Annotated in this window: 15 protein-coding genes; 10 read left to right on the top strand and 5 right to left on the bottom strand. The window is 71.6% G+C overall.

Features of this window, described 5'->3' with window-relative positions:
• The first annotated feature begins 4 nt into the window (after positions 1–4).
• The 3 genes from AB0A65_RS18105 (at position 5) to AB0A65_RS18095 (ending at position 2,902) form a co-directional block, all read left to right on the top strand.
• Positions 5–895, top strand: coding sequence for a UTP--glucose-1-phosphate uridylyltransferase (locus AB0A65_RS18105; RefSeq protein WP_359952503.1), 891 nt, complete (start codon positions 5–7; stop codon positions 893–895).
• A 60-nt stretch (positions 896–955) separates the two neighbouring features.
• Complete coding sequence (glp, locus tag AB0A65_RS18100; RefSeq protein ID WP_359952501.1) at positions 956–2,191, top strand: gephyrin-like molybdotransferase Glp; 1,236 nt, start codon at positions 956–958, stop codon at positions 2,189–2,191.
• 66 nt (positions 2,192–2,257) lie between these two features.
• The gene (locus AB0A65_RS18095; protein ID WP_359952500.1) at positions 2,258–2,902 is read left to right on the top strand and encodes a GNAT family protein; all 645 of its coding nucleotides are present in this window, start codon (positions 2,258–2,260) and stop codon (positions 2,900–2,902) included.
• A gap of 6 nt (positions 2,903–2,908) precedes the next feature.
• Here AB0A65_RS18095 and map read toward each other — a convergent pair whose 3' ends face one another.
• Positions 2,909–3,676 (bottom strand): type I methionyl aminopeptidase, encoded by a 768-nt coding sequence (gene map / locus AB0A65_RS18090; RefSeq protein ID WP_359952498.1) that lies wholly within the window; start codon positions 3,674–3,676, stop codon positions 2,909–2,911.
• A 53-nt stretch (positions 3,677–3,729) separates the two neighbouring features.
• Between map and AB0A65_RS18085 the strand changes: the two genes are divergently transcribed.
• The 4 genes from AB0A65_RS18085 (at position 3,730) to AB0A65_RS18070 (ending at position 6,117) form a co-directional block, all read left to right on the top strand.
• The gene (locus AB0A65_RS18085; protein ID WP_359952496.1) at positions 3,730–3,984 is read left to right on the top strand and encodes a helix-turn-helix transcriptional regulator; all 255 of its coding nucleotides are present in this window, start codon (positions 3,730–3,732) and stop codon (positions 3,982–3,984) included.
• Between the two features lie 64 nt (positions 3,985–4,048).
• Positions 4,049–5,182, top strand: coding sequence for a 5-(carboxyamino)imidazole ribonucleotide synthase (locus tag AB0A65_RS18080; RefSeq protein ID WP_359952494.1), 1,134 nt, complete (start codon positions 4,049–4,051; stop codon positions 5,180–5,182).
• Positions 5,182–5,694 carry a 5-(carboxyamino)imidazole ribonucleotide mutase gene (purE, locus tag AB0A65_RS18075; RefSeq protein ID WP_359952492.1) on the top strand — a complete coding sequence of 171 codons (513 nt, stop codon included), beginning with the start codon at positions 5,182–5,184 and terminating at the stop codon, positions 5,692–5,694. The genes AB0A65_RS18080 and purE overlap by 1 nt, the downstream gene beginning before the upstream one ends.
• A 39-nt stretch (positions 5,695–5,733) precedes the next feature.
• A complete protein-coding gene (locus tag AB0A65_RS18070) occupies positions 5,734–6,117 on the top strand; it encodes a RidA family protein (RefSeq protein WP_359952490.1) in 384 nt (127 codons plus the stop codon).
• Here the strand turns inward: AB0A65_RS18070 and AB0A65_RS18065 are convergent.
• Positions 6,114–7,268 (bottom strand): class I SAM-dependent methyltransferase, encoded by a 1,155-nt coding sequence (locus tag AB0A65_RS18065; RefSeq protein ID WP_359952488.1) that lies wholly within the window; start codon positions 7,266–7,268, stop codon positions 6,114–6,116. The genes AB0A65_RS18070 and AB0A65_RS18065 overlap by 4 nt on opposite strands.
• Positions 7,269–7,488: 220 nt before the next feature.
• Between AB0A65_RS18065 and groES the strand changes: the two genes are divergently transcribed.
• On the top strand, positions 7,489–7,788 hold the full coding sequence (gene groES, locus AB0A65_RS18060; protein WP_106363304.1) for a co-chaperone GroES: 300 nt from the start codon (positions 7,489–7,491) through the stop codon (positions 7,786–7,788).
• 54 nt (positions 7,789–7,842) lie between these two features.
• Complete coding sequence (gene groL / locus AB0A65_RS18055; protein ID WP_359952486.1) at positions 7,843–9,471, top strand: chaperonin GroEL; 1,629 nt, start codon at positions 7,843–7,845, stop codon at positions 9,469–9,471.
• A 230-nt stretch (positions 9,472–9,701) separates the two neighbouring features.
• On the opposite strand, the gene AB0A65_RS18050 is transcribed toward groL, so the two are convergent.
• Positions 9,702–11,438: an ABC-ATPase domain-containing protein gene (locus AB0A65_RS18050; protein ID WP_359952484.1), complete on the bottom strand. Its 1,737-nt coding sequence runs from the start codon at positions 11,436–11,438 to the stop codon at positions 9,702–9,704.
• Positions 11,439–11,628: 190 nt separating this feature from the next.
• On the opposite strand from AB0A65_RS18050, the gene AB0A65_RS18045 reads away from it, so the two are divergent.
• Positions 11,629–12,249: a response regulator transcription factor gene (locus AB0A65_RS18045; protein WP_359952482.1), complete on the top strand. Its 621-nt coding sequence runs from the start codon at positions 11,629–11,631 to the stop codon at positions 12,247–12,249.
• A gap of 75 nt (positions 12,250–12,324) precedes the next feature.
• On the opposite strand, the gene AB0A65_RS18040 is transcribed toward AB0A65_RS18045, so the two are convergent.
• A complete protein-coding gene (locus tag AB0A65_RS18040; protein WP_359952480.1) occupies positions 12,325–13,491 on the bottom strand; it encodes an amidase in 1,167 nt (388 codons plus the stop codon).
• Positions 13,484–14,548 (bottom strand): acetamidase/formamidase family protein, encoded by a 1,065-nt coding sequence (locus tag AB0A65_RS18035; protein ID WP_359952479.1) that lies wholly within the window; start codon positions 14,546–14,548, stop codon positions 13,484–13,486. Before AB0A65_RS18035 ends, AB0A65_RS18040 begins: the two co-directional genes overlap by 8 nt.
• Positions 14,549–14,557: the final 9 nt, after the last annotated feature.

Raw genomic sequence — 14,557 nt, 5'->3', positions numbered from 1 at the left:
CCATATGCCAGATACTGCGCCCCGCGCCACGAAAGCCGTCATTCCCGTGGCGGGCAACGCCACCCGTTTCCTGCCGGTCACGAAGGCGGTCCCCAAGGAGCTCCTGCCGATCGTCGACACGCCGGTCCTCCAGTACATCGTGGAGGAGGCCGCGGCCGCCGGGCTCGACGACGTCGCCCTGGTCACCGCCCGCGGCAAGGACGCGATCACCGACTACTTCGACGTCCGCCCCGACCTCGAAGAGGCCCTCGCCGCCAAAGGCAAGGACGACCTGATCGCCGCAGTCAAGGCCCCCGAGCGGATCGCCGACGTCCACGCGATCCGCCAGGGCCGCGCCAAGGGCCTCGGCCACGCGGTCGGCCGCGCCGCCGCCCACGTCGGCGACGAGCCCTTCGCGGTGCTCCTCGGCGACGAGTTCTACGACGTGGACGACAAGCTCCTCCCGCGCATGATCGACCTCCAGAGCGAGACCGGCGGCATCGTCCTCGCCCTCCTGGAGGTCCCCGAGTCCGAGGTCTCCCGGTACGGCGTCGCCTCGGTCCGCTCCACCGACACGCCCGACATCGTCGAAGTCACCGGAATGGTCGAGAAGCCCGCCCGCGAGGACGCGCCGTCCAATCTCATCCTCATCGGACGCTACGTCCTGCCCGGCGCGATCTTCGCCGAACTCGACCGCACCGAGCCCGGCAGCGGCGGCGAAATCCAACTCACCGACGCCATGGACGCCATGCGCGCCAACGGAACCCCCGTCCACGCCGTGATCCTCCGGGGCCGCCGCTACGACACCGGGCAGCCCGTCGAGTACCTCCAGACCCTCGTCGAGCTCGCCAGCCGACGCGACGACTTGCCCGGCTTCAACGCCTGGCTGCGCGAATTCAGTGCGACACTGGACTGACCGCACCGCCGCCAGGCGGCGCATTTGAGCTTTTCTGACCGACGGGGGAGATGAGGAGAGATGGGGACCGGCGACGCGACGCCATTGGCCGACTTCCTGTCGAAGGCGCTGGCGCTCGTCCGACCCCTGCCCCCGGTCGACATCGACATGACCCAGTCGACCGGGTCGGTCCTCGCCGAGAACGCGGTCAACCCCGGGCCGCTCCCCGCCTTCGACTACGCCGCGATCGACGGCTACGCGTGCGCGGCCGACGACATCGCGGGCGCGAGCCCCGAACGGGGCGTGGGCCTGAAGGTCCTCGGCGACCTCGCCGCGTCCTCGTGGCGCCCGGTGCGCCTGGTCGCGGGCACGTGCTTCTCGGTCGCCGCCGGGGCCGCGCTCCCGGTGGGCGCCGACATCGTGGTCCCGCTCGCGTGGACCGATGAAGGCATGGCGACTGTGGACGTCCGCCAGGCGCCCCGCCGCGGGCACGGCGTGCGCCGCATGGGCTCCGAGCGCTCGGCGGGCGAGATCCTCGCCCACGAGGGCCGCCGCGTCACCCCGCAGCTCGTGGGGCTCCTCGCGGGCGCCGGGATCGCCGACGTCGTCGTCCGGCCCACGCCGCGCGTCGTCGTCATCGCCACGGGCGACGAGCTCGTGGACACCGGCCGCCCCTCCCAGCCCGGCCAGCTCATCGACGTCAACTCGCACCTCGTGACGGCGGCGGCCTCCGAAGCGGGCGCCCACGCGTACCGCGTCGGCATCTGCGACGACGAGCCGGACGCGCTGCGCTCGGTCCTCGACGACCAGATCCTCCGCGCCGACCTCGTCATCACCACCGGCGGCACCGGCACCGGCCCCGGCGACATGGTCCGGCGCACGTTCTCCCGCGACGGCGCCGTCGACTTCTCGCCGATCGCCGTCTACCTGTGCGAGACCATGGGCTTCGGCACGATCGGCCCCGAGGAGGTCCCCGTGGTGTGCCTCCCCGGCGACCCGGTGGCCGCGACCATCGCGTTCGAGGTCGTCGCCCGCCCGCTCATCCAGCGGCTCGCGGGCGCGGAGCCGGTTTTCCGGCCCAGCGTGCGCGCCAACCTGACCGAGCCCGTATCCTCACCGAGCGGACTCAGGGAGTTCCGCCCCGTCCGCGTCGCCGAGCGCCGCGGCGGCGGCTACACCGTCGCACCGCTCGGTGCCACTTCATACACGCTCTCCGGTCTCGCCGAGGCCACCGGCCTCATGACGATCGGCGAGAACGCGACCCGGGTGCCCGCCGGGTCCACGGTGGACGTGCTCCTGCTCGACAGGAACCGATGACCCGTACCGACATCCAGGCGGACGGCCCCCGATGACCGTCCCACGAACGCAGTTGGACCCAGACCGATGACCCTTTCCAACCCCGGATGGCCGGTGCACCTCGAACACGAGCAGGTGAGCGTCCGGCCCTTCCGCCGCTCCGACGCCAACCGCTGGTCCGAACTGCGCCGCGCCAACGAAGCCTGGCTCGCCCCATGGGAGCCCGGCACCGGCACCACCTGGCACGAAGCCCACTCGCCCGCCGCGTTCCGCGCGATGCTCCGCAGCCTCAAGCGGTCCGTCAAGGACGGCACCAGCTGGCCCCTCGCGGTCTGCTGGGAGGGGAAGCTCGTCGGCGGCCTCACCGTCGGCAACATCGTGCGCCGCGCCTTCGGCTCCGCCTACGCGGGCTACTGGATCGACCGCGGCCACGCCGGGCGCAACATCACCGCGGCCGCGCTCGCGCTCGTCGTGGACCACGCGCTCACCGTCGGCCGCCTGCACCGCATCGAAGTGAACATCCGCCCCGAGAACGGGCCCTCGAACCGCGTCGCCGAGAAGCTCGGCCTGCGCCGCGAGGGCCTCCACAAGCGGTACCTGTACATCGACGGCGACTGGCGCGACCACTACGGGTACGCCGTCACCGCCGAGGAGGTCGTCTCGGAGCGCATGGTCGACCGCATGGAGCGCCTCAGGCGCGCCGAGGCCGAGCGCCCCGCGTCCTCTTCCTAGCCCGCCCTAGTCCCTGGCGGTGAGGATGATCGGCCCGTCCTCGGTGATCGCGACGGTGTGCTCCATGTGCGCGCCGCGCGAGCCGTCGGCGCTGCGCAGCGTCCACCCGTCGGGGTCGTAGACGATCTCGTCGGTGGTCTGGAGGAACCACGGCTCGATCGCGATGACCAGGCCCGGCTTGAGCTTCATGCCCCGGCCCGGGCGGCCGTCGTTGGGCACGTGCGGGTCGCCGTGCATGGTCCGGCCCACGCCGTGCCCGCCGAACTGGGTGTTCACGCCGAGGCCGTCGCCGCGCGCGACCGTGGCGATGGCGTGCCCGAGGTCCCCGAGCTTGTTCCCGACCACCGCCGCGCCGATGCCCGCTTCGAGCGCGCGCGTGGTCGTGTCGATGAGCCGCAGGTCCTCGTCCTTCGCCTCGCCGACCACGACCGACAGCGCCGAGTCCGCGACCCAGCCGTCGACCTCGGCCGCGAAGTCGAAGCTCACCAGGTCGCCGTCCTTGAGCTTGTAGTCGTGGGGGAGGCCGTGCAGGACCGCGTCGTTGACGGAGGTGCACAGGACCTTCCCGAACGGGCTGCCGCCGAACGACGGGTGGTAGTCCACGTAGCAGGAGACCGCCCCGGCCTCCTTGATCCTGCGGGCGACCAGGTCGTCGAGTTCGAGGAGGTTCATGCCGACGTCGGCGGTGCGCGCCAGCTCCGAGAGCGTGGCGGCCACGAAGCGGCCCGCCGGGCGCATCGCTTCGATCTCGGCGGGGGAGTACAGCTCGATCATCGTCGGCCTTCCATAGGGTTCCGGTATTTGTATACCGGTACTATAATACCGGTATGATCCGACCGCCGCTGAGGCCCGAAGAGCACGACCGCGGCCGCGCCCTCGGCCGGGCGCTGCGCACGGCCCGCGGCCCCCGCAGCCTCCCCGACGTCGCCGCCGAGGCCGGGATCTCCCCGGAGACGCTGCGCAAGATCGAGACCGGCCGCATCGCCACACCGGCGTTCTTCACCATCATGGCCCTCTGCGGCGCCCTCGGCGTGGCCCCCGACCAACTCCTCGAAGTGGCCGAACATCCCATCACCGGCTGATGACCAGGTCACGATGGTTGTCATGTGGAACCTTACGGATTTCGGCAGGGATTAGGCTCTCGCCGTGGATGCCGCGACCCAACTCCCGACCGTGGGAATGATCGGTGCCGGCCAGCTGGCCCGCATGACCCATCAAGCCGCCATCGCCCTCGGCCAGAGCCTCAAGGTCCTCGCCGGGGACCCGGCCGAGAGCGCCGCCGTCGTCGCCCCCGCGACCGTGCTCGGCGACTACCGCGACGTCGAGGACCTCCGCGGCTTCGCCAAGGGCTGCACCGTGGTCACCTTCGACCACGAGCACGTCCCGCAGGAGGCCCTCCAGGCCCTCGTCGCCGAGGGCGTCGACGTCCAGCCCCGCCCCGAGGCCCTCCTCTACGCGCAGGACAAGCACGCCATGCGCACCCGCCTCACCGGCCTCGGCCTCCCGCAGCCGCGCTGGGCCCCCGTCGACTCCATCTCCGACGTCGAGGCGTTCGGCCTCCCGTGCGTCCTCAAGGCCGCGACCGGCGGCTACGACGGCAAAGGCGTCTGGATGGTCGACACGCCCGGCGACGCGCAGGCCGTCCTCGCCTCCGGCCTCCGCCTCATCGCCGAGGAGCGCATGCCCCTCCAGCGCGAACTCGCCATCCAGGTCGCGCGCTCCCCGCGCGGCGAGACCGCCGTCTACCCCGTCGTGGAGACCGTCCAGACCGGCGGCATCTGCACCGAGGTGATCGCCCCCGCGCCGCACCTCGACCCCGCGGTCGCGGCCCAGGCGAAGGAGATCGGCGAGACCGTCGCCCGCGAACTCGGCGTCGTCGGCATGCTCGCCGTCGAACTGTTCCAGACCTCCAAGGGCCTCTTCGTGAACGAACTCGCGATGCGCGCCCACAACTCCGGCCACTGGACCATCGAAGGGGCCGAGACCAGCCAGTTCGAGCAGCACCTCCGCGCCGTCCTCGACTACCCGCTCGGCTCCACCGCCCCGGTCGCGCCGTACACCGTCATGGCGAACGTCCTCGGCGGCGCGCCCGGCGGCCCGCGCCTCGACGAGCGGCTCCAGCACCTCCTCGCCGACGACCCCGGCGCGCACGTCCACCTCTACGGCAAGGCCGTCCGGCCCGGCCGCAAGATCGGCCACGTCACCGTCCGCGGCGACGACCCCGACCTCCTGCGGCGCCGCGCCCTGCGCGCCGCCAAGTGGCTCCAGGAAGGCGAGTAATGACAGAGCAGCAGCCGCGCGTCGGCGTCATCATGGGCTCGGACTCCGACTGGCCCGTCATGGAAGCGGCCACGGCCGCCCTCGACGAGTTCGGCGTCCCCTACGAGGTCCGCGTGGTCTCCGCCCACCGCACCCCCCACGGGATGCTCAGCTACGCCGACTCCGCCGCGGGCCGCGGCCTCCAGGTCATCATCGCCGGAGCGGGCGGCGCCGCCCACCTCCCCGGCATGGTCGCCTCCGCGACGCCCTTGCCCGTCATCGGCGTCCCCGTGCCCCTCAAGCACCTCGACGGCATGGACTCCCTCCTCTCGATCGTCCAGATGCCCGCCGGCATCCCCGTCGCCACCGTCTCCATCGCGGGCGCCCGCAACGCCGGCCTCCTCGCCGTCAGAATCCTCGCCGCCGCCGACCCCGACCTCCGCACCAAGATGGAGACCTTCCAAGTCGACCTCGAAAGCATGGTCGCCCAAAAAGACGCCAACCTCCGCTACAAACTCACCCACCCCGAATAACCGCTGGCGCACCGCACATCCCGCGTTTAGCCTCGGCGGATGAGCGGACTGCATCCGACCGGCGGGTATGAGCACGTGACGATCGTCGAGGCCGGGCGGCTCGCGTTCCTGGCCGGGCAGTGCCCGGTCGACGGGGACGAGCGGGTCGTCGGGGTCGGGGACCTGGAGCGGCAGATCGAGCAGGTGGCGGCCAACTGCCTTGCGGCGCTGGCGCATGCGGGCGCGGCGCCGGAGGACGTGGTCCGGTCGATCGTGTACGTGGTGAGCAGTGAGAGCGACGTCGTCGGTGGCGCCTGGCACCGGCTCTCCGAGCACCCCGAACTCGGCCCCGCGTTCAAGGCCGCCAGCACCGTCACGGGCGTCACCGCGCTCGGGTACCGCGACCAGCTCATCGAGGTCGACCTCACCGCGAAACTGGACTAAGCCTCGGAGCAGAGGATCGCCGCGTGGTCTCCGGCGAGGCGGGTCGCTAGGAGGGTCGCCTCGTTGGGGCCCTTGAGTTTGAGTTGCTTTCGGAGGGCCGCGGGGTCGATGCCGGTGCCTCGCTGTTTGATCGTGAGGCGGCCGATTCCCCGTTCGGCGAGGAGCGGCTTGAGCTTCTTGGGGTGCAGCGGCCAGACCTCTTCGACTTTCCAGGCCCTCGCGAACGGGGTTTCGGTCAACTGGTCGCCGTAGAGGTAGGCGATGTCCTCGCTTCCCATGTGGGCGTTGAGGTCTTCGGCCAGTTCGGCCACCAGGCCCGCTCGGATGACAGCCCCGTCAGGTTCGTAGAGATAGTCGGCGACGTCGCCGACCTCGGCCCGTTCCCCGCCCGTGCCCGTCAGCTCGTGCCACCGGCCCGATCTGAGGAGGCTGGCCCGGCGGGGGACCTGGGCGGCTTCTCCGAGCCATAGGCATGCCTCGACCACGTCGCGGTCGACCGAGACCCATTCGGCTTCGGCGCCTTCGGGGATCCAGTCGTGCTTGATGCCGGGGCCGAGCTTGACCGCCGCGAAGCGGGCGGTGCGCAGGCGGGCCAGGAGCGGGTCGAGGGGCGGGGAGTAGTCGGCCGGGTTGAAGTTGCGGGTGCCGCCGCTCCGGCGGGCCGGGTCGGCGAAGGCGGATTCGGCGAGGGGGGTTTCGAGGGCGTCCCCGACGGTCACCCGGATCGGGAGGCCCAGAGCCGCGGCGTTCGCCTCCGCGTAGCCCGCGGTCGCCCCGCTCATGTCCACCGCCTCCACCGTCAGGCCCGCCTGCGCGAACGCCAGGGCTTCCGTGCCCAGGCCGCAGCACAGGTCGGTCACGTCGGTGACGGCGGCGGCGAAGCGGGTCGCGCGGCGTTCCGCCACCGGCCAGCGGGTGGCCTGCTCCAGGCCCGCCCGCGTGAAGTAGAGGCGGTCCGCCAGGTCGCCGAACTTGGTACGGGCGTGGCGCCGCAGGTCCGCGAGCGTCAGGGCCGCGGCGGCCAGGGACGGGTCGATCCCGGCCTTGCGGAGGGTGAGCGGGGCCCGGTCGCCGTCGCGTTCGAGGGCTTCGGCGGCGCGGGTCTGGAGCCCGGGGTCGGCGAGGAGGGCGTCAGGCAGGCTCGTTTCCACGGGACCATGGTATGACGTGCGAGACCCGTTGTTGACGCCCCCACCTGCGCGAACTAACGTCGGCCTTAGCACTCGCAGGGCGAGATTGCTAAGCGCTATGATCGCTTTGGCACTCTCTCCGCGAGAGTGCCAGCCACGGGCCGGTGCCTCGGCACCCGCGACGACGAGACCCGCGCTGTCGTGGCGGACATCCGCACTGCACTGAGTTTGGAGAAACCAAGTGAGCAAGGCTGCCATCAAGCCGCTGGGCGACCGCATCGTGGTCCAGGCGAACGAGGCCGAGACCACCACCGCGTCCGGCATCGTCATCCCCGACACCGCCAAGGAGAAGCCCCAGGAGGGCACCGTCCTCGCCGTGGGCCCGGGCGCCTTCGACGACAAGGGCAACCGCCTCCCGATCGACGTCAAGGTCGGCGACGTGGTCATCTACTCGAAGTACGGCGGCACCGAGGTCAAGTACAACGGCGAGGAGTACCTCGTCCTGTCCTCGCGCGACGTCCTCGCGGTCGTCGAGCAGTAGCGCGCACCGGGCCCTCGGCTGAGGGCCCGTCCGCGTTCCTAGGAAAGGGAACCAATGCCGAAGATTCTCAACTTCGCCGAGGACGCGCGGCAGAACCTGCTGCACGGCATCGACCACCTCGCCGACACCGTGAAGGTCACGCTGGGCCCGAAGGGCCGCAACGTGGTCCTCCAGCGGTCCTTCGGTGCGCCGCTCATCACCAACGACGGCGTGACGATCGCCAAGGAGATCGAGCTCGCGGACCCGTACGCCAACCTCGGCGCGCAGCTGGTCAAGGAAGTCGCCACGAAGACGAACGACGTCGCGGGCGACGGCACGACCACTGCGACCGTGCTGGCGCAGAAGATGAGCCGCGCGGGCATCAAGGCGGTCACGGCCGGGGGCAACCCGATCGCGATCCGCAAGGGCATCGAGGCCGCGGCGAACGCCGTGTCCGAGGAGCTGCTGCGCCAGGCCATCGAGATCTCCGACCACGAGCACATCGCGCAGGTCGCGGCCGTGTCGGCGCAGGACCCGGAGATCGGCGAGCTCATCGCGAAGGCGATGGACGTCGTCGGCGCCGAGGGCGTCATCTCGGTCGAGGACGGCTCCAGCCTGGAGACGATCCTCGAAGTCACCGAGGGCATGCAGTTCGACAAGGGCTTCATCTCCCCGAACTTCATCAACGACCAGGACTCGCGCCAGACGGTCTTCGAGGACCCGTACATCCTCATCACCAACGCGAAGGTCTCCTCGATCGAGGAGCTCCTGCCGGTGCTGGAGAAGGTCATCGAGACCTCGAAGCCGCTGCTCATCATCGCCGAGGACGTCGAGGGCCAGGCCCTCGCGACCCTGACGGTGAACGCCCTGCGCGGGACGCTGCGCGTGTGCGCCGTCAAGGCCCCGGCCTTCGGCGACCGCCGCAAGGCGATCCTGGGCGACATCGCGACCCTGACGGGCGCCGAGGTGGTCTCCTCGGAGATCGGCCTGGAGCTCAAGGCCGCGGACCTGTCGCACCTGGGCCGCGCCCGCCGCGTCACCGTCTCCAAGGACGCCACCACGATCGTGGACGGCGGGGGCGAGCGCGACGAGGTCGACGCCCGCATCGCGCAGATCAAGCAGCAGGCCTCCACGACCGAGTCGTCCTGGGACCGCGAGAAGCTGGAGGAGCGTCTCGCGAAGCTCTCCGGCGGCGTCGCCGTCATCCAGGTCGGCGCGGCCACCGAGGTCGAGCTGAAGGAGCGCAAGCACCGCATCGAGGACGCCGTCAACGCGACCAAGGCCGCCGTTGAAGAGGGCATCGTCGCCGGCGGCGGCGCGGCCCTGGTCCACGCCATCGCGATCCTCGACAAGGTGGAGCTCGCCGACCCTGAGGCCCGCGTGGGCCTCAAGATCGTCGCGGCCGCCCTGTCGGAGCCGCTGCGTCAGATCGCCGCCAACGCGGGCGAGTCGGGCGACGTGGTCGTGGCGACGGTCGCGGGCAAGGGCTGGCGCGAGGGCTGGAACGCGGCCACCGACACCTACGAGGACCTGGTCTCGGCCGGCATCCCCGACCCGGTGAAGGTCACGCGCAACGCCGTCCTGAACGCCGCCTCGATCGTGGGCCTCGCGCTCACCACCGAGGTGACGATCGTGGACAAGCCCGAGGACGAGCCGGAGGACGCCGGTCACGGCCACTCCCACGGCCACGGGCACTCGCACTAAGCCCGGGATCTCCTGAGCGACAAGCGAACAGAAGAAGGGCCGCCGACGATGTCGGCGGCCCTTCCGCATGCCCGAAGGCAGGGCCAGGGCTTCTGGACGCCCGCGGAACCGCAAGTGTCAACATCCCGACAGTTTGTCGCGGAGCTGTCGGGAAACCGATAGAGTTCAAGAGCCTTCGCGGCCTTTGGGGATCGGAGCCGCGAAGGCACTTTTACGCCTGATTCAAGGCATTACTCGGTTTCTTCCCGCACCCGCAGCTCCCGCATCCGGTTGAGCGCCGCGGCCACCTCGAACCGCCTGGGCACCGCGAAGTCCGCGTCCCGCACCCGAAGCAGCACCTCCTGGCCCTCCGCGTCGAGCGCGGACTCCAAGCGGTCCAACGCCTCCGACACCGTGGCCTTCCCGTCGATCCACCCTTCCCGCACCGCGGCCTCGATCGCGTACCCGATCCCGGCGGTCATCGAGTGGTCGGTGATCTGCTCGACGGCGCGCACGTCGATCTCGGACTCCCCGAACCGCAGCCCGTCGGTGTCGTCGGCGCGGATCTTCTGCTTCCCGCGGGACTCCGAGCTCACCGACCGCGCGTCGATGACGCGCGCCCGCGGCATCCGGAACCCCTCGGCCTCCACTCTGCGCCCGGTCGGCTTGGCCGCCAGGGCCTTCGCGCGCTCGGTGACGTCCTCGGGGACGTATGCGTCCATGAGCACCACCCGGTCGGCGACGTCCATGTAGTCGCCGGACCCGCCCATCACCAGCACCACCGCGACGCCGTGCTCGTCGGCCATCGATCGCACCACGTCGACCAGCGGCGTGAGCGGCTCGCGGTCCTTCGCGACGAGCTCCTGCATGCGCGCGTCGCGGATCATGAGGTTCGTGGCGGCCGTGTCCTCGTCGATGAGCAGCACGCGCGCACCGGCTTCGAGCGACTCGACGATCGCGGCGGCCTGCGAGGTGGACCCGGAGGCGTTCTCGGTCGAGAAGTGCCGCGTGTCGTCCCCTGACGGCAGGTGGTCGACGAACGCGTGGACGTCGACGCCCGTGACCGCGCGCCCGTCCTCGGCCCGCACCTTGACCGCACTCGTGTCGGCGACGACGAAGTCCCGCCCGTCCCCGGGCACGTGGTCCCACACCCCGGACTCCAAGGCCCGCAGCAGGGTCGACTTGCCGTGGAACCCGCCGCCGACGATGAGCGTGACGCCCGGCGCGATGCCCATGCCCCGCACCTTGCCCGCGTGCGGCAGCTCCACCTCGACCGCGAGCGAGCCGGGGGAGGTGAACGGCACGCCGGACTCCAGCGGCCGGTCGTCCACTCCGGACCGCCTCGCGAGCATGGCTCCGTCGGCGACGAACGCGACGAGTCCGATATCCGACACCTGCTTCCGCAGGGCCGCAACGTCATCGGCGTGGCGCACCCACGCGCCCGCCTCGTCCTCGCCGACGGCGAGCGCGTCGTCCGCCGTGTCCGGCAGGTCCTCGCACAGGAGCCGCGCGGCCTGGCGCCCGGCGATGCGCCGCCCGTGCCCCGGGAACTGCGCGCCGAGGCGGAAGACGACCGAGCCGTCCTCCTCCACCTGGCAGGACGCCCGCCGCAGGATCTCCTGGCCGCCCGCGTCGATCCGCAGGTCCCTTGTCGGGCATGCCTTCCGGAACCGCTTCGCGAGCAGTACCGCGAGGGCCCGGCGCCGCTCCGGGGTCGCGTACCACTCGGGCAGGAGGTCCGCGGTCTCGGCGTCGAAGCGCAGTTCGACACGGCTCGGCGGGGCGAACGGATCGGACTGGACTTTCAAAATGTCCAGAATCGCCGGTCCTGTCCACCATTTGCCACGCAAGGATTTATATCGGCCGTAACTCGTACCTTCCAGGGCCGTTAGTTCGTTAGACAGGTCATGGCGAGGTGGATGTGAACGATGATCACCAAAATCGCGGGACTCGGCCCGGTGCTGTCGTCCGCCTCTTCGCTGTGTCATGCCCCCAGTTTCCCATCAGGGTCGAGGTCTTCGCGTCAGCGAACCCGAACACCATGCGTCCACGCCTCTTCCCGGAATCCTCGAAAAGTCACTCGAAAAATTCGCGCGAACTCGCGTCATGGCGGCGGACCGCCTGCGTGCTGGATACAGAGAGACACGCACGGCCTACCGCACCGAAAGGTAGAACAAAGTGAGAACCGTACTGGTCTGTGTTAAGACTCCTCAAGCCGGACAGAAGATCTCGGCCTGCGCGACCCGCATGGGCCTGGCGCAGGCGGTCAAGTCGGTCGAGGGATCGCCCGAGCTGTTCCTTGAGCTCGGCCGCCGCCAGGTGGACGTGGTGCTGGTCGACGTCGGCCTCGCCGCCCCGGACCCGGTGAAGTTCGTCAAGACCGTCCGCGCCCGCTCCCCGCGCACCGGGGTCCTCCTGTCAGGCGCTGCGGACCCCCGTACCGCCGCGATGGTGGTGGCCGCGGGCGCCCGGGGCGTCATCCGCACCCCGTCCAACAACTCCGACGACCTCCTGGTCGCCCTCGCCCAGGCGATCATGTTCGCCTCCCCGAGCCTCCAGCGCGTCACCGAGACCGTGCCGAGGCAGCGCTCGACCCTCCAGGGCATGAAGCTGACCGAGCGCGAGCTCCAGGTCCTCCGCGGCATGTCCGAGGGCAAGTCGAACGCCGAGATCGGACGCGACCTGTTCGTCTCCGAGGACACCGTCAAGACCCACGCGCGGCGCATGTTCCGCAAGCTCGGCGCGCGCGACCGGGCCCACGCGGTGGCCGAGGCGTTCCGCTCGGGACTGGTCTGCTAGATCCACTGAGGACTGGCACGGGGCCGTCCGGCAGGAACGGCACCACCGCGGGGAGCTGGCAGGCCCCCGCCGGGCTCAGTCCGGATCGGCAAGCGCCAGAAGGACCTCGTCGCCTCCCGGAGTGGCGACGAGCTGAAGGCCGACCGGCAGGTCCTCGACCAGTCCGGCCGGAAGGGCGAGCCCGGGGGCACCGGCGAGCCCTGCGATGCACGTCAGGCGCACGATGGCCTCGCGGTCCGGTTCCTCCCCGATACCGGGCGCGGGGCCGGGCGCGGCGGGGATCGCGAGCGCGGTGCCCTCGGGGAGCCTGTCCCTGACGAGCGCCACCACGCCGCTGCGGACCCGCTGCGCCCGCGTCACCTCGGCGCTGGTCAGCTTCGCCGCGCCGGCGAAGCGCGCCTTGACGCCCGGCCCGAACTCGGGCCGGGACGCCTCGATCCACGCGCCGTGCGCCTGCCATGCCTCCCATGCCTGGAGCACGGCGTACGCGCGGCGCGCGTTCTCCAGCGGCGCCACGGCGGGCGCCGCCTCGTGGACGAGCCCGAAGTGCGGGTCGTCGAAGAACAGCGCGGTGTCCACCTCCAGGCCGAACGCCTCGACCGCGGGCATCACCGCGGCGCGCGTCGCGGGCGCGATCTCGTCCCATATGTCGCTGGGGGCCAGGAGCCTCCGGATCGGCGCGTGGTCCTCCGCGGGCTCCTCCAGGAGCACCTGCATCGCCAGGCGCAGCGTGTGCGCGTCCCTGGTGAGCACGCCCGCGGTGTCGAACGTCGGCGCGAGCGGCACGGCCCCCCGCAGGCTCACCCGCTCGTGGGTCGGCCGCAGCCCGTACAGGCCGCAGTAGGACGCGGGGACCCGGATCGACCCGCCGGTGTCCGTGCCGAGCCCGATGTCCGCCAGCCCCAGTGCGACCGCGGACGCCGACCCCGAGGACGACCCGCCGGGCACGCGGCCGGGCGCGGCCGGGTTCTCGGGGGTCCCGTAGTGGAAGTTCGAGCCGTTGAGGCTCCACGCGAGCTCGTCGGTGATCGTCTTGCCCACGACCCTCGCGCCGGCGGCGCGCAGCAGTGCGACGGCCTCGGCGTCCGCCTCCGGCGGCACGTGCGTCTCCAGCCACCGCGGATTGCCCGCGCCCGTCGCGGTCCCGGCCAGGTCGAACAGGTCCTTGACGGCGAGCCGGAGCCCTTCGAGGGGCCCGGGGCGCCCGAGGTCTTCCACGAGGGCGATGAACGGGTCAGTCAAGATCCAACTCCTTGGGCAGCGTGACGTGGGCGCCTTTGACGAGGTCGACGACCTGCGAGATCCGCACGTCCACGGCCGCGCTCAGGTACGCGAGCGCGACGGGACCGGGGATGCCGCGCCGCTCCCGCAGGAACGCGAGCGCGGCCCGGACCGCCTTCCGGACGGCTTCGTCCAGGTCCTCGTCGAGACCCGTCGTGATCCAGTGTTCCCCGGTCTCGGCGTACGGGCCGCCAAGGGCCGCGGCGAGTCTCCTTGCGTCGGGGTCCGCGCGCACCGTGAGCCGCAGCACCGCGCGCAGCGGCGCCTCGAACGCGGTGAGCGCGACCTCCCCGTCGCCCTGCGAGAAGTGCGGGTCGCCGCAGTAGAACGACGCGCCCGGGACGGCCACGGGCAGGTAGAGCTTCGCGCCCGCGCCGAGCAGCCGGATGTCGAGGTTCCCGCCGTGCGGGCCGGGCGGCACCGAGTGGACCGGGTCCGCCGTGTCGGGTGCGGTGCCCATGATCCCCAGGAACGGCGCGAGCGGGAACCGCAGCGACCTGCCGTCGCCCACGGGGATCACGCCGCGCCCGCGGCCGTCGACCGTGGCGACGGTGCTCACGGTGCCCTCGCCGAGCGGGTACTCCCCGGCGAGCGCGCCGCGCCCGTGCCGGTTGCTGACCACGCCGTACGGGGCGCGCCGCTCCAGTTGCAGCACTTCCACTTCGAGGACGTCCCCGGGCTCGGCCCCGGCAACGTGCACCGGTCCGGTGACCACGTGCGGCCCGGCCCCTTGGGCGCGAACGCATTCGCGGGCGATGCGCACGGCGTCGTCGAGGACCTCACCGATCCCGTTGGCGCCGAAGAACGCCGCCGGGTCGCCGCCCTGGTCCTCAAGCAGCCCTTCGTGGCTGACGGTGTCGATGCACACCGTGTCGCCGGACCTGACCTTGAGGACCGGCGCGCACTCGGCGTTCGGGAGGAGCCCCCACTGCACCGTGTCGGGCCGCGACGGCAGGTAGTGGTCGGCGCGGCCGAGAGCGGCATGGTCGAAGGAGGCGAGCGGCTGGAGGAGCGTCATGGGGCGGCA

The organism is Glycomyces sp. NPDC047010 (genome assembly GCF_040644205.1).
GTDB lineage: Bacteria > Actinomycetota > Actinomycetes > Mycobacteriales > Micromonosporaceae > Glycomyces.
This window is presented reverse-complemented; position numbering and strand designations above follow the sequence as displayed.

What these genes read in the sequence shown, in the direction of transcription:
- AB0A65_RS18085 (WP_359952496.1), top strand. Translation starts at nt 3,730, where the DNA reads ATGATCCGACCGCCGCTGAGGCCCGAAGAGCACGACCGCGGCCGCGCC.
- AB0A65_RS18105 (WP_359952503.1), top strand. Translation starts at nt 5, where the DNA reads ATGCCAGATACTGCGCCCCGCGCCACGAAAGCCGTCATTCCCGTGGCG.
- AB0A65_RS18050 (WP_359952484.1), bottom strand. Translation starts at nt 11,438, where the DNA reads ATGACACAGCGAAGAGGCGGACGACAGCACCGGGCCGAGTCCCGCGAT.
- map (WP_359952498.1), bottom strand. Translation starts at nt 3,676, where the DNA reads ATGATCGAGCTGTACTCCCCCGCCGAGATCGAAGCGATGCGCCCGGCG.
- purE (WP_359952492.1), top strand. Translation starts at nt 5,182, where the DNA reads ATGACAGAGCAGCAGCCGCGCGTCGGCGTCATCATGGGCTCGGACTCC.
- AB0A65_RS18035 (WP_359952479.1), bottom strand. Translation starts at nt 14,548, where the DNA reads ATGACGCTCCTCCAGCCGCTCGCCTCCTTCGACCATGCCGCTCTCGGC.
- AB0A65_RS18070 (WP_359952490.1), top strand. Translation starts at nt 5,734, where the DNA reads ATGAGCGGACTGCATCCGACCGGCGGGTATGAGCACGTGACGATCGTC.
- glp (WP_359952501.1), top strand. Translation starts at nt 956, where the DNA reads ATGGGGACCGGCGACGCGACGCCATTGGCCGACTTCCTGTCGAAGGCG.
- groL (WP_359952486.1), top strand. Translation starts at nt 7,843, where the DNA reads ATGCCGAAGATTCTCAACTTCGCCGAGGACGCGCGGCAGAACCTGCTG.
- AB0A65_RS18095 (WP_359952500.1), top strand. Translation starts at nt 2,258, where the DNA reads ATGACCCTTTCCAACCCCGGATGGCCGGTGCACCTCGAACACGAGCAG.